Genomic DNA, 23,656 nt, shown 5'->3' with positions numbered 1-23,656 from the left:
AATATAGTCCTGAGTTTCGACTACAAGCCGCGCAGTCTATCTTGCGAACGCTTCTGATTTTGATTTGCTGAAGGGATAGTTCTTTTTAGGGTGTAATCTTTTGGGAAAGTGGGGCCGGAAAAGCTCCGGCCCGACGACGTTTAAGACAAATGGTGTACGTCTTGAAGACCATAAACAGGCGTTTCGATACCTTCCATTCGAGCTTTTATCTGCAGCGATAGAAACTGCGAATAGTGGCGCGACTGATGCAGATTCCCGCCGTGAAACCATAGAGCTTCTTGCTGTGTAGGTTTCCACATGTTGCGCTGTTCCCCCTCCCAAGGGCCAGGGTCCTTCGTCGTATCCGATCCCAAACCCCATACTTTCCCGACTCTGTCAGCCATTTCTTGACCAGCCAGATCTGCAATCCAACCATTCATCGAATTGTAGCCAGTTGCATAGACAATGACATCTGCGTCGAGATGTGTTCCATCATCCAAGATTACGCCGGTTTCGTCGACCTCAACAACCTGACCACGCTTTATCTTGATCTCTCCATCAATGATGAGCTGGCTGGCGCCGATGTCGATATAGTAGCCTGATCCACGGCGCAGATATTTCATGAACAAACCGGAATCGTCGTCGCCCCAATCAAGCCAAAACCCTGCTTTCTCAAGCCCGTCATAGAACTCCTTGTCTTGTTCCTTCATCGCAGCGTAGGCTGGAATCTGGAACTCATGTAGGATCGCATAAGGCAGCGAAGCGAAGATAAGGTCTGCCTTTTCGGTCGTCATGCCGGCTTCGACGGCCCGTTCGGAATATAGATCCCCGAGCCCGATTTCCATCAAAGTATCGGACCGCACAATATGCGTCGAGGAGCGCTGAACCATGGTGACGTCGACGTCATTCTCCCAAAGGGCTGCGGCGATATCATGCGCGGAATTGTTTGATCCAACGATAACTGCCTTTTTACCTTTGTACTTGTCTGGGCCTGGATGCTGCGATGAGTGGTGCTGATCGCCTTTGAACTTATTCATTCCGGGAAAGCTCGGCATGTTGGCCTTGCCTGACATACCCGTTGCCATGACAAGCTGTTTGGGTTTCAGCGTTACTTCCTCGCCGTCGCGGTCTACAACGACCGTCCATTCCTTGGTTGTCTCGTCATAGCTGGCGGACTTGGCGGTCGTGTGTGTCCAGTAGTTGAGCTCCATCACCTTGGTGTACATTTCGAGCCAATCACCGATTTTATCCTTGGGTGAGAAGACCGGCCAATTCTCTGGGAATTTGATGTAAGGCAGATGGTCGTACCAGACCGGGTCATGTAGGCAGAGGGATTTGTAGCGTTTGCGCCAGCTGTCTCCGGGGCGTTCGTTGCGCTCCACAATGATAGTAGGCACGCCGAGCTGGCGAAGACGTGCACCCAAAGCAATACCGCCCTGTCCGCCGCCAATGATCAGGCAGTAAGGTTGCGTCTTGTATCCGAGTTCCGCCTCTTCTTGTTCCCGCTCTTCTTTCCAGGTCGTGCGGTGTTTCCCAGCTCCATGTTTAGCTCCTAGAGGACGTTGAAAGCCCTTAGGTTCTTCGTATCCTTTGAGTTCGACCATCGTGGTCAGCAGCGTCCAGATCAACCCATCCTTCAGACGGATTAAACCGTAACCGCGCGCAACCTCAGTTTCAAATTCGATCCATGCTGTCGTGATGCCACCGTCTTCAGTCGGAACCTCGCCGTCCGCGACCTTCCATCCTTTTGGCTTGATCGTCGCCAATTGGTGCCGCAACATATCGGCTACCTGACCTTTTCCTTCGACTGTTTTGATGTTCCAAGTGAAGGTCACTAGATCGCGCCAGTAGCAGTCATCCTGAAACATCTCGGTGGCAGCTTCAACATCTCCTTTATCGAGTGCCTCGCCGAACGCGTCGAGAAACGCCTGTGTCTGATCCGTCAGTGTTGTATCGAGCATTTCATCCTCCCATCGCTCATCCATTTTGGTTAGCAGCCTATGGGAAGGGCGCTTTCAAAATCCAGACATTTAACGAGTCCCGAACACTGGCACCAAACCGACCGCAAGGACGACGCTGTTGTTTAAAAAGACTTCAAGCCAATGACCGCTACGTCCGCATTGCAGTCGTTCGGCTTAACTTCGGCGAATGACTGCATCGAGCCCAAAGCGGTCAACGTATTTTTTGGAACGGTGACCAAAAAGCTAACCTCACTGCCTTCGTTCTTCGGCAGCCCGGCGAACCGCAAGGACCGCTGCGGCATAATCTCCCAATGATATTCCTCGGAAAGCGAAGGCAGCCGGATTCTCTCGTGCTGAGGTATCAAATTTTTCAGAAACAAGTTCCATCAAATCACCAGTGACTTGCTGATACGGCAGCATTGGCTTGTCGCTCTCTAATTCCTGTTTTCGGTCGTCAACAATAACAGTTTTAAAGGCGGTCATGCCCTCTGGAACCCACGGAATACAGGCATCTGTAATAGAGGCGAAGGCAGTTGGTTTGAGCCAGCGAGCATCCAAGAAGGGTTTGATCGAATAATCCAGTGTTACTGATGTCACCACCAGATCGGCACCCTGCAAGGCATCCTTGGCATTTGCGGCTGTTTCGGCCTCAAGGCCCATATCCCGAGCATGGCTACAAAGTTTATCGACATTCTCTTTGCCACGCCCGAGCACACGAATACTCGCCAGCGGAAAGATTTCCGAAAACGCTTTCAAATGGCTGTGAGCCTGCACACCCGCACCCACAAATGCCACCGTCTCAGAATTAGGTTCAGCAAGCCGACGAGCCGCCACCATTGACAGTGCTGCTGTTCTGACAGCCGTTATCCAGTTCGCCCCCAAGACAGCTCGGAGAAGTCCGGTTTGCGCGTCCATAACCATGATCGCACCGTTTATTGCCGGGAGCCCCCGTACCGGATTGTTTGGGCATACAGTAACTTGTTTAGTCACGATGAACCCATCATCTCCCATTGCCAAGGTAGACATTGCGTATCGTCCATCCCCAGGCAAGATGGCTGTCTTGGGAGAAGTATGAAGTTTTCCCTCCGACTTGGCTGTCAGGGCAAGCTCGATGGCTTCGGTTACTTCGGAGGGCTGGATACCTAAATCCTCCAAGTCTTTGTCAGATAGATAAATCGGTTTTCCTTCAAAAGTCATGTTTGCGTCCTGCCGGGTTATGTTCTCTGGTTCAATACAACCGAAACAATAAACCCTTTGACCCAATGAATGGCTAAGAAATTTGGCCCCGTAATCTTGGAGACGCAATTAAATTCTAACGACCGCTTCGTCCGCACTGCGGTCGTTGAGTGGAATTCATTCAAAGTCTCCACTGAGCCCAAAGTACCGGATACTGCGCAACGATCACTTGGCGGGTTCTGCACCGTAGTCCGCCTCCGATCGGTCTTAGTTCGAAGGTGCAACATTTTTGGTGCATACTTCCCTGCCTGTTTGCATTTGCGCGCGCTTACATCGCCGTGTGCTAGCTACAACTGCGTGACACCGGCACCCGGCTCTGTTTATCCGTCGAGCATCGCGAGCACGGCGTCGCGTTCGGACAGGACCAACAGCAAGGCAAGATCACCCGGTTCCAGCTTTTCCAATATCATCGAGGCAGCTAGAGAGGGCGAAGATGCTCTCAGGATTTGTTGCGCGTCATATCCCTGTTCTAAGGCGGATTTTTTGATCAGGTCCGGGATTTCTCCCAATTCGCGACCTCTTAAATACCCTTCCAGTTCGGCTGCGACGACTACGTCGGGCTGGAAATTTAACGCCGTTGCGGTAACGTCCCGAATATCCTGATCCGACCGATCGCCAGCATGGCTGAGCATAATGTAACGCCGTTTCGCCGGTAGGCTTGACAGCGCATCGCAAACGGCCGAAATCGAGTGCGGGTTATGCGCAAAATCCACAAAAACACGCGCATTATTGTAACTAAACTCGTTGCAGCGTCCGGGGTTGTCCTTGGCGTCGGGTTTGAACCCGGCCAACCCATCCCGAGCCCCCTGAACGGGCAAGTCCAGTGCCAAGGCAAGGCACAGGGCCGCCAGCGCGTTCAGGATATTGTAATTCGCAGCGCCGCCCATGGTCAGCGGAACATCGGAAACTGCAATGACTACCTGTTCGACCGCACCGTCGAAAAAGACGATATCTCCCTCCTGCACATAGGCGCAGCACTTGCCCGCATCACGCGCCTGACGGACAAGGTTGTTCTGCGCATCCAGCGAGAACCACCAGATATTTGCGGATGTATTTTCCGCTTCTGCGCGGACATACAAGTCATCGGCATTCAGTGCCAGCACGCCACCCTCGGCCAGCGTGCGATGCACGGCGAATTTGGCCTGAGCCAGTTCCGGCACCGTGTTGACCCCGTATTGCCCCAGATGGTCGTTTGCCACATTGGTGACCGCCGCTGCCGTTGCCGCGCGGGTCGGCAGACCCCGGCGCAGGATACCTCCGCGCGCGACTTCCAGACAGGCGACCTCCAGCCTTTTGTCACGCAACAGCATTCGCCCGCCGCCGGGGCCGGAATAATCGCCACGGTCGAGAATGTCGTCTCCCACCCGCACAAATTCGGTCGAGGTCAGCCCGGCAACCTTGCCCGAAGCGCGGGCGATCGCCTCAAGTAAACGGGTTGTGGTTGTTTTGCCGTTGGTTCCGGTTATGAAGGCCACCGGGATATTGTGCAGAGCCGACCAGTCCAAGTCATCGGGGGTAGGCAGCGCATCGACCGGCCAGGTCTGACTGCCAGTACCGTGCCCGATCGACACTTCGTCATCATCGCACAGGATATCCACACCATGCGCTTCTGCTGCCGTAATCAGGGCGATCAGCGCGGGATTGGCTTCCTTCTCCATAACGCATTTGACATCCGCAACCATCTGATCGAAATCGCCGGGCTCGGATGCCAACAGTTCGGCAGCACAGAAATGCCAGACGGTTTGCACCGCGAAGATCGCGGAATAGAGCTGATCCATCGGTGCTGAAATCGCCAGATTGACGCCACCGGTGAAACTGCGGTGGGTTACGTCCTGATCCTGCCAGCCAAGTGCGTCCAGCACGCGGCGCGCGTGTTTTTCCCACAAAGCAGTGACCTGCGCGGTGCCGGTATCGGTGAAAAACACATCCATCACCGCGCCGGGGCGGTTCCACAACAGTCCCGGCCCGGTCAAGCGTCGGGCATCGTCTACCCGGATATGATCGGCGTACGCGCTTTCAATTGTCAGCGCGTTTTCAAGCTCTTCGATCCGGTCCATTCCGGTACCCCCGCTTAATCCGCGTCTTCGCTGATGTCGCGGGCCAGGCGCACGCCGCGCGCATCCCGGATCAGGTTCTGGTCGCTTTCGAACATGTCCTCGAACGAGGTGTCGATGGGGCTTGCCACCGGCGCAGCCTCTGTGACCGGCGCTTCGCTATCGGAGTTGAAATAGATGATCTGCTTCCAGCAGCGCGTTGTGTCATCACCGAAAATCACCAGCAGATCGCCCGGTGCGGCCTGTTCCAACGCTGCAGTCACCGCTTTGACCTCATCCGGGATGATCGTGATCGCGGCATCATCGACGCCGTTGTCGATCAGGGCCTGCCGCATCATTTGCGGTACTTCGTCGTGTCCACGGCCCCGGCGGCGGTCATCTGCCTTGCAGATGAAATGATCAAAATGCCCGGCCAATGCGGCGGCCCCGTCGATGATATCCTCATCGCGCCGGTCGCCGGGCATCGCAACAACGCACAGCCTTCGGCCCTTGACCTCCAACTGATCGGCCAGAGCCGCCATCGCCTTGAGCGCGGCAGGGTTGTGGCCATAGTCGAGGATCACCTTGAAGGGATGCTCGTCATAGACATTCATCCGCCCGGGTGCCTGGAAATAGCTGGTGTCGAAGGTGCGCAGCCCATGGCGGATATTGTCCAGATCCACTCCGAAACTATAGGCCATCGCGGCGGCGAACATCGCGTTCTGGACGTTGAAAATGGCCTTGCCTTCCAATGCCGCCGGGATCAGATGCGACCACAGCACCGGGATATGAAGACCGTTGTCATAAATGGTCAGCATGTCACCATTCATGCCCTTTTCAAGCACAATGGCCTTGCCGCCCGCCTTGATATGTTCCTTGACCAGGCTGTGCCCCGGATTGGTGGTGACATAAAAGATCTGATCCGCACCGGCATAGTCGGCCATTTTCAAACAGTTGATGTCATCGGCATTCAGAACTGCCGTGTCAGTGGCGCTTTCCACCACCACGCGTTTGACAACGGCCAGTTCCTCAACCGTGTTGATGCCGCCAAGACCCAGATGATCTGCCGAGACGTTGAGGCAGGCCGCTACGTTCGAGCGCTGATAGCCCAGACCCGAGCGCACAAGTCCGCCGCGTGCGGTTTCCATCACCGCAAAATCGACAGCCGGGTCGCGCAGAACGATCTGTGCCGACTTAGGTCCCGTCATGTCGCCCTTCACGCTCAGCTTGCCGTCAACATAAACGCCATCGGTCGAGGTCATGCCAACGGTCTTGCCGCTGGTTTTCATGATGTGCCCCAGCATCCTTGAAGTGGTCGTCTTGCCGTTGGTTCCGGTGATTGCCGCGATGGGAATGCGGGTTTCCTCGGTGGCCGGAAACAGCATGTCGATCACTTTGCCCGCCACGTCGCGCGGCTGACCTTCGGACGGTGCCACGTGCATCCGGAAACCAGGGGCGGCGTTCACCTCGACAATCGCGCCGCCGATATCCTTGTAGGATTTGGTGATGTCGTCGATCAGGAAATCGACGCCGCCCACATCCAGCCCGACGGCCATGATGGCACGCTCGGCCATGTCACGGTTGTCTGGGTGCACCACATCCGTCAGATCAATGGCCGTGCCGCCAGTCGACAGGTTCGCGGTTGATCGCAGATAGAAGACCTCGCCGTCAGGCAGCACAGTTTCTTCCGTCACGCCAGCATTTTCCATCAGGCGGTTGGCCTGATTGTCGATCTCCAGCATGGTCAGCACTTTTTCATGCCCGATGCCACGGCGCGGATCCTCGTTCACGATATCGACCAGTTCGGCAATCGTGTGCGTGCCATCGCCTACTACATGGCCCGGCACGCGCTTGGCTACAGCGACCAGCTTGTTGTTCACCACCAGCATCCGGTGATCGAACCCGGTGATGAAGCTTTCCACCAGAATGGCGCGGCTGCGGGAATGTTCCTTGGCTTCGGCAAAGCCTGCCTCGACCTCTTCGTCCGAGTTCAGGTTGATCGAAACACCACGCCCATGATTGGCATCGAGCGGTTTGACCACCACCGGGTGCCCGATCCGTGCGGCGGCGCGCACGGCTTCACGCGCGGAATAGACCATGCGTTGCTGCGGCACAGGCAGGCCCAGATCGTTCAGCAGATTGTGGGTGTCTTCCTTGTCGCAGGAAATCTCGACCGAGATATGCTTGGTCTCAGAGGTTATGGTTGCCTGAATGCGTTTCTGGTATTTGCCGTGCCCGAACTGAACCAATGACCCAGAATTCAGCCTGATCCAAGGGATGTCACGCTCTTGCGCGGCCTTAACCAATGAGCCGGTTGAGGGACCAAACTCCTTGCGCTGTGCCCGCAGCACAAAGCTACGCAACTCGTCATCCCAGTTGAATTCCGGGTCGAAGTCGTAGTCCACCTGTTCCTTGAGGGATTGCGGCAATAGATGCATCAGCAGCCGCATTGCAAGCTTGCCTGCGTCCAGTCCAACATCGCGCTGGCGGTATTCGTAAACCATGTTGTATTGGCCGGGTTCGCCTGTGCCGCGCGTGCGGCCAAAGGTTACATCCGAACCGGCCACGTTCTGCACTTCGATGGCACAATGTTCCAAAACATGACCAAGCCAAGTGCCTTCATCTTCGCGCAATCGGCGGATGAAACCACCGGGTTCGCGGTAGGAACAGCCATGTTCCGCCAGACCGGGAAGGGCCTGGGTCAATGCATCAATAAACTCGGAACCAATTTTGGCCGAAGGCCAATCTTCCAGAACGCCCAGATCAATGACGTGGCGAATGACCGGAAAACTTGCCCAGACATTCGGGCCGACAAAGACATTGGTCGAGATTATTTTCATGAGGCTCCCCGTTGGTAAGCTTATTGTTTTCCCCCGCTGGCGGCCTCATCCTCGGACAGATCCGGCAATGTGCAGAACGCCATATGCTCATCCGGCGGAAAAGCCTGGCGAGCCGTCAGATCATAACGGCACCCTTCACCCAGAACGTCAAGCCGAAGTCCAAGAAGGCTGAGTGCTTCGCCGCGACGGGCATCCCACATCGAAGAATGGGTCAAATGGCTGGCATCCACCACGGTAACCGTTCCGCTGCCGATTACTTCAAAGACGTTATCGGGCCCAATGAAGGCCGCCGTGTCTTCGTCAACGCCCAATCCGATTAGAAAAGGGTTAAAAGATGAAGCGGTTAGCAATCGACCCAGGCGGTTGCGTTGGGTGAAGTGCTGATCAATGATGACGGCGTTGGTCAGACCCATACCGGGAGCCAGCGTGATGTTACCTTCGGCTGGACCAGAGTTGCTGCTGCCACCTGCTACCATATGCTCGGACATGATCGAAGCACCGGCCGATGTTCCTGCAACCGGCACCCCTGCCGCGTTTCGGCGCCGGATTTTCTGGGCGACCAGCGTGCCTCCAAGAATCGCTGACAGGCGCAACTGGTTCCCACCGGTCATAAAAATTCCGGTAGCACGATCCAGCATCCCCGCGTAATCCGGGTTGTCGCAATCGGCGCGGCGCGAGATAGGCAGGAATTCAACCTTGCCTGCACCAAGCTCGGAAAAGATGCGGTTATAGTCCGGTCCGGTTTCTTCCAGCATCGAGGCTGTTGGGATCACGACGATATCAGCGTCGGCACCGCCGGACAGCTCTACGAACTTTCGGTGAATCTGCATTTCCTTGACGCGGTCTTCACCGCCGCCGATCGGAATGATGAACCCGCGCGGGGTTTCTGCATCAACGGGTGCAGGGCACATATCTTAACTACCTTCCGGTGCTATAGCGGGCAGCCACCGGGGACCGCGCGGACGCTCAAACCTGTTCATACATGCCGCGTCGGGCTATCTGGCCGTCGCGTACATGCCATTCCCCCCGGGCCATCACATGCCGCACGGCAGTGTTTTCGTCAAGAACGACCAAATCAGCGTCCATACCCACGTTCAGACGACCTTTTTGGTGCAGCTTCAGCAGGTCGGCGACATTTGAGGTCAGCGGAGCCAGCGCTTCGGGCATTGGTACTCCTCTGTTGGTGAGTTCGCGCAGCGTGTCCGGCAAAGTGTCCGACAAACCCACACCAAACCGTGTCAGATTGCCTTCATGGTCAAAGGCGGGCAGGCATCCACCACCGTCAGAGCTGATGGTGAACCGGTCGGCGTGACCGCCCAAATCGCGAAACTGAATGTAGGCCTCAGTAGCAGAGATGCCCGGCTCGACATGTCCGCAGGGGAATGCGGTAGCGTCGATGTAACATCCGTGCCGTGCTAGCGCCACGGCCTGTTCGAAGAGTGGTTTGTTGCGATTGACATGGGTTGGATTGAAGACGCGTGCGGGCATTTCGCAGGTCGCGATGGCTTGTTCCAACATTGACAGCCCTCGCTCGCCATCTCCCATATGGCAATGCACAATCCCCGCCTTGCCAGTCATCAGGCCTGCGACATGCGCTTCGCTTGCGATCCGCAGAAACTCGTCCAATGTCGGTTGGCTCGACCGGTGATCACTGATCGCCAGTTCCCCAACACCGATGACCGGATCAAGGAACACAATGTCTCCACGGGCTGAACCGGTGAGGGTGGTCAGTGGGACGTGATAGCCACCGGTGTGACACCAGGCTGAAAGTCCTTCTTCGCGCAACCCATAGGCCTGTTGCACCAGCGTCTGCGTGTTGCGGGTCAGATCGTCCGTGCCCAATACTCCAACGACTGAAGTGACACCGGCACGCGTGAAAGAGGACAGGACAAGCGGCGGCACCCGACTGGCTGGTCCGGTTTCACCGCCACCGCCAGTTATATGCGCATGCCCATCAATAAAACCCGGAACAACCGCTGCGCCTTCGACGTCAATGATCTCTGCCTGAAGCTGGTCAGGCAATTCGGGTTTATTGCTGCCGAGGTAAATGATGCGTTCACCCGCAGTGAGAATATGGCCCAAACCAACAGGTTCAGGTGAATAGAGGCGCGCATTCTTGATGAGCTTCAACACGTTGCAAATCCGTCAGTAGGAGCGAAGACGTCCTTCTTTGCACCAAATGGCAGCAGAAGAACCATCCCCTTTTTCGGGGAAAGCGTAGATGTCGGTCGTACGCCACTAGCAGACAATGAGAAAAATGAAGCGGATGGCAAGGTTGTCCGCATAGCGGTCGCTCGAAATATTCAGGCGAACGTTGGCATTGAGCCCATAGGCGACATAGGTGATGAGCGTAGTATTTGTCGTTTAGGCGGAACAGGAAGTTTGCTGTATTCGCAAAAGATCGACGGGCCGGAAAATATACGAACTTTTATCAATAGGCCTGTCTGGAACCTGCCAGCTGCGGTCTGGCAAAAAAAAGTGCCGAGTGATGCTGTCAACCGGCTTTTGGTTCCGGATGGGAAGATCTGCAAACCCGAAGGAAAAGACACTTGCCGCACCTCGCAAACCTGGCATGGCATCGGGACAACATTTTTTTCAAAGTGGCCGCCGAAGGTTCCGCTCCTTGGGAATAATTATTAACTTGCGAATATGAAAAACTTAATTTCCCGCGGCATATCGAAGGCCCTCGGCCGTGGCAGACCACAGCCACTCGAAAACTCAGAGGCTATTCCGGAGGAAATTAAGAGTACTCAAATGCCACGGGAACAATCCGAAATCTTGTCGCGCTGTCTGTCGATTGATTTGGAAGTTGATCCCAAGGAAGCCAAGTTGTTTGCCTTTGCAGCCGTGCCGGAAGGCGATGGAGAGGGGATTATTCATCGGAAAGGTGATCCGAAGGCCGCGCTTGAAAAGCTCGACTTGTTTTGCGCCGGTTTCGCACATGTCATTGGTCACAACATTCTGCGCCATGACCTGCCGCATCTCATGGCGGTCTCGCCGCGCTTCGCAAAGCTCGCGGACGGACCGATTGACACGCTGTGGCTCAACCCCTTGGCGTTCCCGCGCAATCCCTACCATCATTTGGTCAAGCACTACCGCGATGGGCGGCTTCAAAGTGGTTACGTCAACGATCCCGAGCTCGACGCGCGTCTTGTGTTCGAGGTTCTTCACAACCAGATCGACGCCTTCGTCTCGCTGAACACGTTGTCGCCAGAAACGATGATCGCCTATCACTGGCTGTGCTGCCGAGGTCCCAGTAGCGTCGGATTTGATCGGTTGTTCAGCGACGTGCGCGGGGCGCCCATCCCGACGGAAGTGGAGGCGCACGAGGCCATTCAGGCGTTGCTAAAAGACGTGGCCTGTGGCAGGCAAGTGGACGCTCTGCTCGAGCGGCTCTCGGACACTGGACTGGGTTGGCCGATGGCATATGCGCTCGCTTGGATTTCGGTCGCTGGTGGGGATTCTGTTATGCCCCCTTGGGTGCGGGCGCAGTTCCGTGATGCAGCGCGACTTGTCAAAGATCTGAGAGATACGAATTGTCGTGATCCGCACTGTGCCTATTGCGCAGAGCACAATGATCCCACCCGTGCGCTCGAGCGCTGGTTCGGCTTTCCAAGTTTCCGCCCGGAACCAGTCGACGAGAACGGACGCCCGCTTCAAGAAAAGATTGTGGCGACGGCCATGGAAGGCGACAATTTGTTGGGCATCCTTCCGACGGGCACGGGTAAATCCATCTGTTATCAGATCCCCGCGCTGTCTCGGTTCGACAAGACCGGGGCCTTGACCGTTGTTATATCGCCGCTTGTGGCGCTGATGGCAGACCAGGTTCAGGGCTTGGTACGGGCCGGAATTTCCTCGGCGGTCACGATTAACGGGTTATTGTCTTTGCCCGAGCGTCAGGATGCGCTCGACAAAGTGCGGCTTGGGGATGCTGCGATCCTTTTGATTTCGCCGGAACAACTGCGCAGCACAACAGTTCGGTCCGCTCTGGCACAGCGCGAGGTGGGGCTGTGGGTGCTGGACGAGGCGCACTGCGTGTCCAAATGGGGGCACGATTTCCGACCCGACTATCGCTACGTCTCGCGGTTTATCAAAGAAAGCTCAGGCGACGAACCGGCTCCGGTGCTTTGCTTGACCGCGACAGCAAAGCCGGACGTCGTGCAGGACATCCGAACTCATTTCAAAGAGCGGCTGGGGTCCGAACTGGTGTTGATCGACGGTGGCGCATCGCGGTCGAACCTGAGCTTCCAGGTGCTACCAACGCAGCGTGCCACCAAGATGAGCGATATCCTCGACACGATCGAAGCCCAGCTTCCGCGCGAGGGCGTGTCTGGGGCGGTCGTCTACTGTGCGACCCGAAACGCAACTGAGCGCGTGGCGGAGTTCTTAAAACAACAGGGCATTGCTGCTGAACGGTATCATGCGGGCCTCAGCCCCGATGACAAACGTGAGATCCAGGAGGACTTCCGGGTCGGCAATCTCCGCGTGATCGCGGCCACCAATGCCTTTGGGATGGGGGTCGACAAGCCGGACATCCGTCTGGTGGTTCACGGGGACGTGCCGGGGTCGCTGGAAAACTACCTGCAAGAGGCGGGTCGCGCCGGGCGAGACCGCGAACCTGCAAACTGCGTCCTGTTGTTCAATACAGAAGACGTTGATCGTCAGTTCAGCCTCAGCGCGCGTTCTCGACTCGCGCGGCACGAAATCGGCGCGATCCTGAAGGCGCTTCGGCGCCTTGATGCTCGGACCGGAAAAGGCGGTGAAATTGTCGCTACACCCGGTGAGATCGTTCATGAGGAGAAAGAGCGAGATTTCCATCGGGACAGCAATACCGACGATACGCGAGTGAAGATGGCCGTCGCCTGGCTGGAAGAAGCACATCTTCTGAACCGCGAGGAAAACTGTGTGCAGGTGTTCCCCGGCTCGCTCCGAGTAAAAAGCATGAAGGAAGTCCGTGAAATCCTTGCATCCGCTGAGATCACCGAGCGGCGGCGCGAGGATCTGGCCGCCATCGTGCAGCATATCATCAACGCGCCGCAGGAAGAGGGCATCACCACGGACGAGCTCTGCGGGGTCAGTGGGCTGACGATGCCGGGCGTTCGCAAAGCTTTGGCGGATCTCGAGGCCTTGGGGATTGCAAAGGATGATACAAACATCACCATCTTCGTGCATGTGCGCGTCGAGAATGCCTCACCGAAACGATTCCAAGCGGCGTCCCGGTTGGAAGCTGACCTGATTGCGATCCTTAGAGAGCACGCGCCAGACGCGGACATCAATGAGGCTGTGCCCTGCCATCTGGCCTCAGTGGCGCAGGCTCTGCGGGAGCGGGGACATGCCTCCGTGCGGCCCGATATTGTCGAGGGCTTGCTTCGTGGGATTGCGCAGGATGGCCGCGACATGGATGGCGGTAAAGGCAATATTGGCCTGCGCAAGGTGTCCAAAGGCAGTGTCATGGTGCGAATCCAAAGATCATGGGGGATAATCGAACAGACCGCTCAACTTCGCAGGCAGGCCGCAGAGCGTTTGGTTTCATACTTGATCAACAAGGTTCAGGCCGGCCTGCGTGGGAAAGATGTTCCCGTCGAGACCACGCTTGGCAACCTTCTTGCAGCGATCAACAGCGATGCTCTGTTGAGGGCATCTGTCAATGATCCAGCCAAGCTGATGGACCGGTCGCTTCTATGGCTGCACGAACAGCAGGTGGTGACTCTGGGTAAGGGATTGTCCGTGTTCCGCTCCGCCATGACGTTGCATATCAATCCGAAAGGCGGCGGTTTCACCACCCAACATTTCGCGCCGCTCGAAGACCACTACACCGAACAGACCGTCCAGACCCACGTGATGGCGGCTTATGCGAACAAAGGCATCGACGATATCGATCAGGCCCAGCGGCTCGCGCATGACTATTTCGCAATGGAGCAGTCCGACTTCATGAAAGCTTGGATGCCGGGGAAAATTTCGGAGTTCAGACGACAGGCAACGCCCCAGTCTTATGCCGAGATCGTCGACAATCTGGGTAATTCGACGCAAGAGCAGATCGTGCGTGACGACCGCGAACAGACAAATGTGCTTGTGCTCGCGGGACCGGGATCCGGCAAGACACGCGTGCTTGTCCATCGCGTCGCCTATCTGGTCAGGATCAAGCGCGAAGATCCAAACGGTATACTGGTACTCGCCTACAATCGTCACGCGGCCGCCGAGATCCGGGAACGCTTGCGTCTGCTGATTGGCGAAGATGCTCGCTTCGTGACGGTCTTGACCATACACGCCTTAGCCATGAGGTTGGTTGGCGCGAGTTTCGCCGGACGGGTGGCGGCCGACGAACCTGATTTCGAGACGCTTCTGATCGATGCGGCACGTCTCTTGCGTGGCGACGGGCTGGACAAAATCGAGGCCGAAGCCTTGCGAGAGACCTTGATCCAAGGGTTCCGATGGATTCTCGTGGACGAATATCAGGACGTTGGGCCCGAGGAATACGCCTTGATCGCAGCGGTGGCTGGTCGCAGTATCGACGACCCCGATCAACGGATCAGCCTGTTCGCGGTCGGCGATGACGACCAGAATATCTATGCGTTTGCCGGCGCATCGGTGCGCCACATCCGGCAATTCGAACAGGATTATTCAGCCAAGCCGGTCTTTCTGACCGACAATTACCGCTCGTCGAAAAACGTCATCAGCGCAGCGAACGCCGTGATCGAAGGATCTCGGGAACGTATGAAATCAGGGCATGGGATTACTGTCGATCAATCGCGGCAAAAGGACCCGGCCGGGGGTATCATGGAAAGCCTCGACCCAGTTGCGCAAGGGCGGGTCCAAATCCTCGGCTGCCCGACCGGAAATGACGCTCAGGCCCTTGCGGCGGTCAACGAAATGATCCGCCTGTCAAAACTGATCCCGGATTGGAGCTGGAAGGGGGCGGCAATCATTTCTCGTGATTGGCGCAAGCTTCTGCCGGTCCGCGACTTTGCCGAGGCGCATGGAATTCCCGTTGAAATGGCGAACGAAAACTTGCCAAGTGTGTGGCGCACCCGTGAGATGCGGAGGTTCATCGGCGGCCTACGCGAAAGGCACGCAGCCCTGGTCAGCTTGGCCGACCTTACCGAAATTCTGAATGCGATACCAACAAGCCGTTGGACTGACCGGATAGGCGAGGGGCTTGGCCAACTTGCACGTGAAGTGGATGGCAAAACGCTCCCGAGCCCTGACGTGATCGAATGGTTTGCTGAATGGTCGAAGGATTCATGGGGCGAGCAGCGCGGCCTTAAATTGTTGACGGCGCACCGCGCGAAGGGCCTCGAATTCGATGATGTCGTGATCCTGGATGGCGGTTGGGAACGGCCCTCGCGAAACGAAGATCAGGACGCGCCGAGGCGATTGTTCTATGTAGCTATGCCACGTGCGCGGCGGAATTTGATCGTCATGAGCAACGACAATCACGAATACCTTCCCAGCGAGTCGCCTTCCGTCGTCTCGCGGCACGTAGTGCATGACTTGGCGACAGTCCCCGGCCCACGCCGGTTCTTTCAATCGCCCGAAATGAAGATGGTCGACCTGTCATTCGCAGGACGCCAAGGTGATCGGCACATTGTTCACAACGCGATCGCCGAAGCACAGGTCGGCGCTCCAGTCAGGCTCTCCAGTGTCGGAGATCGCTGGCAGATCGAGGATCTTCAAGGGCGGACCCTCGGTCGGATGGCAAAAGCATTCGCGCCCCCGATGGGTACGAAATTTGTCACCGGCGAGATCGCGGCCATCATACACTGGCGTAAGGAAGATGCAGATGAGCGCTTTCATCACCTGATAAAACGCGCCAATTGGGAAGTCGTGGTGCCTGAACTGGTATTCGAAGAGGTCAAAAGGGGCTGAAAGGGTCATCAGAAAGCATCAGGGCGGCAAGTAAGTCGGTCAAGCCGTCGTTCGCTGCACTTGCAATAAAGGACTGCTCGTGGTCGTAATTACACATTCCAACAAACTGATTTATCGGCAACTTTGTCCCGCATCTCGGAGATAGGGACCGTTTTGACAAGCGTCAGTTTCCGCCGGAAGCGGTGCTTCGAGATCGAAACCACAGTTGGGCACCCGTCAATGGCCGCTTGGCGTTGGAGACCCCCCTACCGCGACCAGTTCAGGGAATGCGTCGATACGTGCTAAGCCGGCTCAATCTCGGCCAACTTCTCAATCAGCTTACGGTTCAACTCATCCCCATGCGCCCCGAAATGAATTTCTCGATGAACTGTCGGGCAGATTGCTGCCACGTAACGGGGATCGTCAGGCCCATCATCCGATAGCCGCCGGGTATGATGCACCTCCAGATAAGGTCGTCCCGATGGCGTTTGGAATGGCGCTGGTTCTCCGGTTAGTTCACATCTCCCGTTGGCTCGTGCCAAGACGTAGTCACGAACCGTGGCTGACCTCTTTCGATAAGCGAATCGCGCCTCCCGCCAGTTCTTAGCCCGCTGAGGCTTAGCTGCTTTCTGTGCCGCACTACGAAGCCTTTCAATCGGTAATTCTGCCTCGGCTTCATCAGACTCATCGCGAACGGTCTGCACGTCCGCCGAAGCTCTGACGAGATGAAAGCGGATGCATTCACGGTTGTTTCCGTCAGTGTCTAGACCTTTGAATGTGTCCCACGATTGGCACGCAAATCGCCCAATGAAACGAACAGGAAGCCCTTTCCCTAGGGCCTCGAATAGTAGTAGCTCCCTTCCGTTGATGTCATGGTCTCGGATGTGGGCGTTCCCAGCCTTGAACTGCATATCACCCTTTTGACCCTCACCGGTATAGAGGAAGACGCCCTCGTGCTGCCAACCATCTTCATAGCCGTGCTGTTCGCCACTCTTGCCGGTGAAGATGAATACAAATTGGCTGTCCTTTGGCGTCGAGATGCCGCCCTGTCGCTGCCCACCGAAGACGTCGTGAATGTCTTTAGCGCGCGAGTATTCCACTCCTTCAATAAACATGCCGCCCCCAACTTGGATCACTATTCGGTTTAAACAAGATCACACCCCACTTAGACAAGATCACACCCCGCGAAAGTCCCGTGTTTGTCGATCTCCAAATTGCAGCCTGCTATGGGCCCTCCCTTAGAGAGGGTGGCCCTTGCGAAAAAAACTTGCTCCAGACAGTATGGGTGCCTCGCAGGTATCCACGTGACCGGCTGAGAGGGTGCCAGGGGGTGGGGTCACCAGATAGATGAAGCCCGTACCTGAATTGCCGCCTCTAGCGACTAGGTCGGCGACGGTTTGCTAAAACAAGTGCGGTGGTCGCCATGTGGTCGCCAACCCCTTGTGGGGCCAAGTCAAAAACCTCGTAAAGCGCTAATTTTATGGTGCTGCTGGAGAGAATTGAACTCTCGACCTCTCCCTTACCAAGGGAGTGCTCTACCTCTGAGCTACAGCAGCGCTGTGGGCGGGTGATTAGACTCAAACGAAACGCGGCGCAAGGGTGTCTGGACGGTTTTTTTCGCCTCCTGTAGAGAAAGAGCATGACAGATAAAAATTCACCCAAAAAACAAGGCAAATCCGGGGGCGCAAGAGAAGAGCGTTTGAAGGCGGCGCTGAAGGCGAACATGGCGCGGCGCAAGGCGCAGGCCAAGGCGCGGGCGGCCTCGGGGGACAAAGCCGATAAGGACGAGGGATAAGAGCAGATGGATTCGATTCTTGTAACGGGCAATGGCCCGCTGACCGGGCAAATTCCGATTGCGGGGGCCAAGAATGCGTGCCTGACGTTGATGCCCGCGACGCTTCTGAGCGAAGAACCGCTGACACTGACCAACGCTCCACGGCTGAGCGACATCAAAACGATGACTGCCCTGCTGCAATCGCTTGGGGCCGAGGTGTCGGCGCTGCAGGACGGGCAGGTGATCGCAATGTCGAGTCATAACCTGACCAGTCAGACTGCAGATTATGACATCGTGCGTAAGATGCGTGCATCTAATCTGGTGCTTGGGCCATTGCTGGCGCGGTTTGGTCAGGCCGTTGTGTCACTGCCTGGTGGTTGCGCGATCGGCGCGCGTCCGATGGATTTGCATGTCGAGGGGCTGGAAGCGCTGGGTGCAGAGATCGAACTGAAAGACGGGTATCTGCACGCCAAGGCACAGGGCGGGCTGAAAGGCGCGGTGCATGAGATGCGCTTTGCCTCGGTTGGGGCAACTGAAAACATCGTCATGGCTGCGACGCTGGCCAAGGGAACCACTGTTCTGAAGAATGCCGCGCGCGAGCCTGAGATTGTCGATCTGGTCGAATGCTTGCGCAAGATGGGAGCCCAGATTTCGGGCGAGGGGACCTCGACCATTGAAATCCAGGGTGTCGATCGGTTGCATGGTGCCACGCATCAGGTCGTTACGGACCGGATCGAACTGGGTACCTATATGCTGGCTCCGGCGATTTGCGGCGGTGAAGTTGAATTGCTGGGCGGGCGCATGTCGCTGGTCGAATCCTTTGCCGAGAAGCTGGACGCAGCAGGAGTCAGCGTTACGGAAACCGAAAAGGGACTGAAAGTCGCGCGAAAGAATGGCCGCGTTCAGGCCGTGGATGTTGTGACCGAACCTTTCCCGGGATTCCCGACGGACCTTCAGGCGCAGATGATGGCGCTGATGTGCACCGCCGAAGGAACCTCGGTGCTGGAAGAACGCATTTTCGAAAACCGATTCATGCACGCACCCGAACTGGTGCGCATGGGCGCGAATATCGAGGTGCATGGTGGCACAGCCACAGTTACCGGTGTTGAAAGCCTGAAAGGTGCGCCTGTTATGGCAACGGACCTGCGCGCCTCGGTCTCGCTGATTCTGGCGGGGCTGGCGGCAGAAGGTGAAACAACGGTCAGCCGGGTCTATCATCTGGACCGCGGATATGAGCATGTGGTGCGCAAGCTGGAAGGCGTGGGTGCAAAAATCGAACGGATCAAGGGCCAATGACAGACGCAAGTTTTGAAGACGGGCGCGAGGCCCCGCTGAATCTGGGTGCTGAGGACAGCGACGACCTTCAGGTGATCTCGACCTTGGCGCAGGACGCGGTTTTCCCGGCGACCGAGATGAAATGGCAGCCGTCGCAGCGCCGTTTTGGTCTGCTGCTGAACCGCTTTCGCTGGGAAGACAAAGATGCGGCCACCCGCCGTGAACGCCCGTTTGAACGGGTGCAATCCGTGCTGGTCTTTGATTCGGTACTGTCCGTGGCCAGCCAGGGTATCGATCGCAGCGACAAGGACATGATCATGTCCCTTCTGTCCGTCGATTTTGAAGCGGGCGAGGATGGCGCAGGCCATATCTTGCTGACTTTGGCAGGGGATGGTGTGATCCGCCTGCGGGTTGAAGCCGTCGATGTGACCCTCAAGGATGTAACCCGCCCGTATCAGGCCCCGTCGGGTCAGGCCCCGCATCACCCCGAATAGATGCAGAATAAGCGCGGTATCTCTCAGGCGTTGTCTAGACTGCCAGGAGGCATCGCGCTGCGTCCGGCCACCGTGTTCGACGTGTTCGACATCAGCCGGGTGCTGATCCGGTCGATCACGCAGCTTTGTGTGGCCGACCACAATAATGATCCTGACCATTTGAAAGAGTGGACTACAAACAAAGATCCAGAAACCATCAGGGGTTGGTTCAAATCAGGGTCGCAGATCTGGGTGGCCGAGCATGAAGGGCGGGTGGCTGCCGTCGGCGGTTTGTTCGAGACCGGGAAGATCACCTTGCTCTACGTTGATCCCGGTCATGTAGGCAGCGGAGTTGGGGCCGCTCTGCTCAATCGGTTAGAACAGCAACTGGCTGCGTGCGGTTGCACCGAGGCGCATCTGGATGCGACCCGGACGGCGCGGAAGTTTTATCTACGCCATGGGTGGGAAGATACCGGGCGGTGCAGTGACCGCCAGGATTTGTCCTGCTTGGCGATGCGCAAATCGCTGCACCCCGACGACTGAGGGTTGAGACCCGACCTTCGCAGCGATATGTCCCATGTCGCAACGCCCGGAGTGCCTGATCATGCCCGTTTTCCTCGACACCACATCACCCGATTTTGAGGGTGCCTTCCAAACGCTGCTGTCAGCCAAGCGCGAAGACAGCCCAGATGTGGATTCGGTTGTGGCTCAGATCATTGATGATGTTCGCAACCGCGGTGACGTGGCGGTCATCGAGTTGACTGCTAAGTTTGACCGTCTGGAGCTAACACAGAAAACTTTGGCCTTCAGCGCGCAGGAAATTGTGGATGCGGTGGCGCAAGTCTCGACCGAGGATCGCGAGGCGCTTGAACTGGCTGCAGCCCGCATCCGGGCCTATCACGAAAAACAGATGCCCACCGATCATAGCTGGACGGATGAGGCCGGGGCGACCCTGGGTTGGCGCTGGTCGGCAGTCTCCGCCGCAGGGCTGTACGTGCCGGGCGGTCTGGCATCCTATCCGTCGTCGGTGTTGATGAACGCCATTCCGGCTAAAGTGGCGGGCGTAGAGCGGTTGGCCATCGTGGTTCCCACACCAGACGGGCAGGTGAACCCGCTGGTGTTGCTGGCCGCGCAATTGGCGGGCGTGGACGAGATCTATCGAATCGGTGGCGCGCAGGCTGTGGCCGCACTGGCCTATGGCACCGACACTATCGCGCCGGTCGACAAGATCACCGGCCCGGGCAATGCCTTTGTTGCAGCCGCCAAACGCCGTGTCTTTGGAAAGGTCGGCATTGATATGATCGCGGGCCCGTCGGAGATTTTGGTGATTGCCGACAAGGATAACGACCCCGACTGGATCGCGCTGGATTTGCTCAGTCAGGCCGAACATGACGAAAGCGCGCAATCCATCCTAATCACCGATGACGCTGCTTTCGGGCAACGCGTCGCGGACGCGGTGGAAAAGCGCCTTGAAACCCTACAACGCCGCGCAATCGCCGGGGCCAGTTGGCGTGACTTCGGTTCTATCATCACCGCACGCGACCTGGACGAGGCGGCAATCCTGTCCAACCGCATTGCGCCAGAACATCTGGAACTGTGCGTTTCTGATCCGCTGGCGTTGAGCGAAAAGACGATCCACGCTGGCGCCATTTTTCTGGGCCAATATACGCCCGAAGCCATCGGTGACTACGTTGGCGGCCCGAACCACGTTCTGCCGACCGCCCGGTCTGCGCGGTTCTCATCGGGGCTCAGCGTGATGGACTTCCTCAAGCGCACCACACTGAGCCACATGACCCCCGAAGCGTTGCGTGCCATAGGTCCAGCCGCCGAACAACTGGCCCAATCGGAAAGCCTTGAGGCGCATGGGCTGTCGGTAGCAGCGCGATTGAACCGCCTAAATGGATGAGATGGCGCAAAGACTTGGCCGATGTGGCGTTTCTGCGCGTTGCCCCGCCAATTTCGTTGTTATAGGTCTGTGCTGACACAAGGATTGTAGCTGTAAAGATGACCCGCATCTCGCATATCGAACTGGATGACCGAAACCTGCCTCCGCCGACGCCAGAGATCGAGCAGGAGCGCAAGGTCGCCATCTATGATTTGCTGGAAGAGAACAGTTTCTCTCTGCCCAAACGCGATGACCGCGTTGTGCCCGACGGGCCCTATCGCCTGCAATTGTCGATCCGCGACAAGCGGTTGGTCTTTGACGTTGCAACCGAGGAAGAACAGAAAGCGGCTGAGTTTCATCTGTCGCTTGGTCCGTTTCGGCAAGTGGTCAAAGATTATTTCCAGATCTGCGAAAGCTATTTCGACGCGGTGAAGTCGCTGCCGCCCAGCCAGATCGAAACCATCGACATGGCCCGGCGTGGCATCCACAACGAAGGCAGCCGCGTCTTGCAGGAAAGGTTAGAGGGCAAGGCCGACGTAGACACCGACACCGCCCGCCGCCTTTTCACGCTGATCTGCGTGCTGCATTTCGGAGGCTAACGGGTGACGCCTCTGCCGCAGTCGATCCTGTTTTGTTGTGACCACAACTCGGTTCGATCCCCGATGGCCGAGGGCATCATGAAGAAATTCTACGGCACCGGCACCTATGTGCAGTCTGCCGGAGTCCACAACGATCTGGATATTGACGGCTTCTGTATTTCCGTCTGTCACGAAATCGGGGTCGAGCTATCCCGCCACCGCACCCGATCCTTCGACGAGATGGAAGAGTGGGGTGATGACCTCAGTTCGTTCGACCTGATTGTCGCCTTGTCCCCCGCCAGCCAACGCAAGGCGTTGGAACTGACCCGGATTTTTCACCTCGATGTCGATTATTGGCCAATAATGGACCCTACTGGAATGGGTGAGACACGGGAAACAAAGCTACACCACTACCGACAGACCCGCGATCAGATCATCAAGCATCTGAAAGACCGCTGGGGCGAACCAACGGAGTGAACCATGAACCAGACCGTTCAAACCTATTTCGAGGCATTCAACGCCGGTGATGTTGATGGCATGTTGGCCTGTTTGTCCGACGACGTGGCCCATCACGTAAACGAGGGCCAAATCCGTGTGGGCAAGGAAAAGTTTGCTGCCTTCTGCGCCCATATGAATCGCTGCTACAAAGAGAACCTGACAGATATCGTCGTGTTCGATGCCCAGGGTGGCACCCGCGCTGCGGCCGAATTCATCGTGAACGGCACCTATCTGGAGACCGACGAGGGCCTGCCCGAAGCACACGGCCAGACCTATCGCCTGCCTGCCGGATCATTCTTTGATCTGAAAGACGGCAAAATCACCCGCGTCACCACTTTTTACAACCTTGCGGACTGGACCAAACAGGTCTCGAATGGCTGAGGTCAGCGCAGTCCGCCCCCTGACCGGAGCGGCGCTTGAGGCTGCTCTGGACGATGTCGCCCGTCTGCGGATCAAGGTCTTTCACGACTGGCCTTATCTCTATGATGGCGACCTCGAATACGAGCGTAAATACCTGCAGTCCTACCGGGACAGCGATCAGGCCATCGTGGTGGGTGCTTTCGACGGCGACCGCCTGATCGGCGCGTCAACCGGCGCCCCCCTGAAGGATCACGCCGAAGATTTCGCCGCAGCGTTTGAAGGCACAGGCCTTGAGTTGGGCGACATCTTCTATTGCGCAGAGTCGGTACTGTTATCGGAGTATCGTGGGCAAGGTGTCGGCCACAAATTCTTTGACGAACGTGAAGCCCATGCTCGCCGTCTTGGGTTCTCCAAAGCTGCATTCTGCGGAGTGCAACGCCCGGACGACCACCCGATGAGACCTGCACAATACCGCCCGCTCGACACCTTCTGGCGCGCGCGCGGTTACACGCCTCTACCCGGCGTCATGGCACAGTTTTCCTGGAAAGACATCGGAGAAGACGGCGAGACGCTCAAACCGCTACAGTTCTGGATCAGGGATCTGTAGTCACCATCTACGGTGCGCGCCTGCGGCTTAAGAAACCGTATTTCACGGCCCAAGCCCGAAGCGACAGGCGTTTACGCTTGTCTTGTTTCACTGCTTTCTTGGATTGCTGACCGCCTTTGCGGTTGAACTCATAGACGTCAATGACACGCTCGGCGCATCCGCAGGCTTCGCCCATCCCAACCTTGGCGAAATAGAACTTCTCGAATTCTTCCTGTTTTTGCATCACCAGCCTCCTTCGTACATTCAAGCACGTCAGACCGCAGATGCCAATTCACGTTCCCGTCTGTGCAAGACATAGAGTAGGTCCCGGGC

18 protein-coding genes and 1 tRNA gene are annotated in these 23,656 nt (G+C 57.0%); 10 read left to right on the top strand and 9 right to left on the bottom strand.

Features of this window, described 5'->3' with window-relative positions:
* Positions 1-140: 140 nt before the first annotated feature.
* From GOV85_RS05690 to iadA, 6 genes are all read right to left on the bottom strand, one after another.
* Positions 141-1,940: an NAD(P)/FAD-dependent oxidoreductase gene (locus GOV85_RS05690; RefSeq protein WP_171175837.1), complete on the bottom strand. Its 1,800-nt coding sequence runs from the start codon at positions 1,938-1,940 to the stop codon at positions 141-143.
* Between the two features lie 249 nt (positions 1,941-2,189).
* Positions 2,190-3,137 carry an ornithine cyclodeaminase family protein gene (locus tag GOV85_RS05685; protein WP_171175835.1) on the bottom strand — a complete coding sequence of 316 codons (948 nt, stop codon included), beginning with the start codon at positions 3,135-3,137 and terminating at the stop codon, positions 2,190-2,192.
* A gap of 359 nt (positions 3,138-3,496) precedes the next feature.
* Complete coding sequence (locus GOV85_RS05680) at positions 3,497-5,233, bottom strand: Mur ligase family protein (RefSeq protein WP_171175833.1); 1,737 nt, start codon at positions 5,231-5,233, stop codon at positions 3,497-3,499.
* Between the two features lie 14 nt (positions 5,234-5,247).
* Positions 5,248-8,049 carry a cyanophycin synthetase gene (gene cphA / locus GOV85_RS05675; protein WP_171175831.1) on the bottom strand — a complete coding sequence of 934 codons (2,802 nt, stop codon included), beginning with the start codon at positions 8,047-8,049 and terminating at the stop codon, positions 5,248-5,250.
* Between the two features lie 20 nt (positions 8,050-8,069).
* On the bottom strand, positions 8,070-8,960 hold the full coding sequence (locus GOV85_RS05670; protein WP_170353282.1) for a cyanophycinase: 891 nt from the start codon (positions 8,958-8,960) through the stop codon (positions 8,070-8,072).
* A 55-nt stretch (positions 8,961-9,015) separates the two neighbouring features.
* Complete coding sequence (gene iadA / locus GOV85_RS05665; protein ID WP_170411834.1) at positions 9,016-10,182, bottom strand: beta-aspartyl-peptidase; 1,167 nt, start codon at positions 10,180-10,182, stop codon at positions 9,016-9,018.
* A gap of 621 nt (positions 10,183-10,803) precedes the next feature.
* Between iadA and GOV85_RS05660 the strand changes: the two genes are divergently transcribed.
* Positions 10,804-15,915 carry a RecQ family ATP-dependent DNA helicase gene (locus tag GOV85_RS05660; RefSeq protein WP_171175829.1) on the top strand — a complete coding sequence of 1,704 codons (5,112 nt, stop codon included), beginning with the start codon at positions 10,804-10,806 and terminating at the stop codon, positions 15,913-15,915.
* A 281-nt stretch (positions 15,916-16,196) separates the two neighbouring features.
* Here the strand turns inward: GOV85_RS05660 and GOV85_RS05655 are convergent, their stop codons facing one another.
* Both GOV85_RS05655 and GOV85_RS05650 read right to left on the bottom strand, forming a co-directional pair.
* Positions 16,197-17,009, bottom strand: coding sequence for an HNH endonuclease (locus tag GOV85_RS05655; RefSeq protein ID WP_171175827.1), 813 nt, complete (start codon positions 17,007-17,009; stop codon positions 16,197-16,199).
* Between the two features lie 366 nt (positions 17,010-17,375).
* Positions 17,376-17,450, bottom strand: a tRNA-Thr gene (locus tag GOV85_RS05650).
* Between the two features lie 83 nt (positions 17,451-17,533).
* Between GOV85_RS05650 and GOV85_RS05645 the strand changes: the two genes are divergently transcribed.
* The 9 genes from GOV85_RS05645 (at position 17,534) to GOV85_RS05605 (ending at position 23,344) form a co-directional block, all read left to right on the top strand.
* Positions 17,534-17,689 (top strand): hypothetical protein, encoded by a 156-nt coding sequence (locus tag GOV85_RS05645; protein WP_171175825.1) that lies wholly within the window; start codon positions 17,534-17,536, stop codon positions 17,687-17,689.
* Between the two features lie 6 nt (positions 17,690-17,695).
* A complete protein-coding gene (murA, locus tag GOV85_RS05640) occupies positions 17,696-18,964 on the top strand; it encodes a UDP-N-acetylglucosamine 1-carboxyvinyltransferase (protein ID WP_171175823.1) in 1,269 nt (422 codons plus the stop codon).
* Complete coding sequence (locus GOV85_RS05635) at positions 18,961-19,437, top strand: DUF2948 family protein (RefSeq protein WP_171175820.1); 477 nt, start codon at positions 18,961-18,963, stop codon at positions 19,435-19,437. Before murA ends, GOV85_RS05635 begins: the two co-directional genes overlap by 4 nt.
* Positions 19,438-19,959 (top strand): GNAT family N-acetyltransferase, encoded by a 522-nt coding sequence (locus GOV85_RS05630; RefSeq protein WP_171175819.1) that lies wholly within the window; start codon positions 19,438-19,440, stop codon positions 19,957-19,959.
* A gap of 61 nt (positions 19,960-20,020) precedes the next feature.
* Positions 20,021-21,322 carry a histidinol dehydrogenase gene (hisD, locus tag GOV85_RS05625; protein WP_171176267.1) on the top strand — a complete coding sequence of 434 codons (1,302 nt, stop codon included), beginning with the start codon at positions 20,021-20,023 and terminating at the stop codon, positions 21,320-21,322.
* A gap of 98 nt (positions 21,323-21,420) precedes the next feature.
* Positions 21,421-21,900, top strand: coding sequence for a UPF0262 family protein (locus tag GOV85_RS05620; protein WP_171175817.1), 480 nt, complete (start codon positions 21,421-21,423; stop codon positions 21,898-21,900).
* A 3-nt stretch (positions 21,901-21,903) separates the two neighbouring features.
* Positions 21,904-22,356 carry a low molecular weight phosphatase family protein gene (locus GOV85_RS05615; RefSeq protein WP_171091313.1) on the top strand — a complete coding sequence of 151 codons (453 nt, stop codon included), beginning with the start codon at positions 21,904-21,906 and terminating at the stop codon, positions 22,354-22,356.
* Between the two features lie 3 nt (positions 22,357-22,359).
* Positions 22,360-22,758, top strand: a complete 399-nt coding sequence (locus tag GOV85_RS05610; RefSeq protein ID WP_171175815.1) for a ketosteroid isomerase-related protein — start codon at positions 22,360-22,362, stop codon at positions 22,756-22,758.
* The gene (locus GOV85_RS05605; RefSeq protein WP_171175813.1) at positions 22,751-23,344 is read left to right on the top strand and encodes a GNAT family N-acetyltransferase; all 594 of its coding nucleotides are present in this window, start codon (positions 22,751-22,753) and stop codon (positions 23,342-23,344) included. The genes GOV85_RS05610 and GOV85_RS05605 overlap by 8 nt, the downstream gene beginning before the upstream one ends.
* Before the next feature lie 7 nt (positions 23,345-23,351).
* On the opposite strand, the gene GOV85_RS05600 is transcribed toward GOV85_RS05605, so the two are convergent.
* A complete protein-coding gene (locus GOV85_RS05600; RefSeq protein WP_171091306.1) occupies positions 23,352-23,567 on the bottom strand; it encodes a hypothetical protein in 216 nt (71 codons plus the stop codon).
* Positions 23,568-23,656: the final 89 nt, after the last annotated feature.

It is taken from the genome of Ruegeria sp. HKCCA4633 (assembly GCF_013034605.1).
Taxonomy (GTDB): Bacteria; Pseudomonadota; Alphaproteobacteria; order Rhodobacterales; family Rhodobacteraceae; genus Ruegeria.
Note: the sequence above shows the minus strand (reverse complement) of the source record. Positions and strands in the feature narration are given on the sequence as shown.

Coding starts and splice junctions, on each gene's coding strand:
- GOV85_RS05690 (WP_171175837.1), bottom strand. CDS start 1,940: ATGCTCGATACAACACTGACGGATCAGACACAGGCGTTTCTCGACGCG.
- GOV85_RS05685 (WP_171175835.1), bottom strand. CDS start 3,137: ATGACTTTTGAAGGAAAACCGATTTATCTATCTGACAAAGACTTGGAG.
- GOV85_RS05680 (WP_171175833.1), bottom strand. CDS start 5,233: ATGGACCGGATCGAAGAGCTTGAAAACGCGCTGACAATTGAAAGCGCG.
- cphA (WP_171175831.1), bottom strand. CDS start 8,049: ATGAAAATAATCTCGACCAATGTCTTTGTCGGCCCGAATGTCTGGGCA.
- GOV85_RS05670 (WP_170353282.1), bottom strand. CDS start 8,960: ATGTGCCCTGCACCCGTTGATGCAGAAACCCCGCGCGGGTTCATCATT.
- GOV85_RS05660 (WP_171175829.1), top strand. CDS start 10,804: ATGCCACGGGAACAATCCGAAATCTTGTCGCGCTGTCTGTCGATTGAT.
- GOV85_RS05655 (WP_171175827.1), bottom strand. CDS start 17,009: ATGTTTATTGAAGGAGTGGAATACTCGCGCGCTAAAGACATTCACGAC.
- GOV85_RS05645 (WP_171175825.1), top strand. CDS start 17,534: ATGACAGATAAAAATTCACCCAAAAAACAAGGCAAATCCGGGGGCGCA.
- murA (WP_171175823.1), top strand. CDS start 17,696: ATGGATTCGATTCTTGTAACGGGCAATGGCCCGCTGACCGGGCAAATT.
- GOV85_RS05635 (WP_171175820.1), top strand. CDS start 18,961: ATGACAGACGCAAGTTTTGAAGACGGGCGCGAGGCCCCGCTGAATCTG.
- GOV85_RS05630 (WP_171175819.1), top strand. CDS start 19,438: ATGCAGAATAAGCGCGGTATCTCTCAGGCGTTGTCTAGACTGCCAGGA.
- hisD (WP_171176267.1), top strand. CDS start 20,021: ATGCCCGTTTTCCTCGACACCACATCACCCGATTTTGAGGGTGCCTTC.
- GOV85_RS05620 (WP_171175817.1), top strand. CDS start 21,421: ATGACCCGCATCTCGCATATCGAACTGGATGACCGAAACCTGCCTCCG.
- GOV85_RS05610 (WP_171175815.1), top strand. CDS start 22,360: ATGAACCAGACCGTTCAAACCTATTTCGAGGCATTCAACGCCGGTGAT.
- GOV85_RS05605 (WP_171175813.1), top strand. CDS start 22,751: ATGGCTGAGGTCAGCGCAGTCCGCCCCCTGACCGGAGCGGCGCTTGAG.
- GOV85_RS05600 (WP_171091306.1), bottom strand. CDS start 23,567: ATGCAAAAACAGGAAGAATTCGAGAAGTTCTATTTCGCCAAGGTTGGG.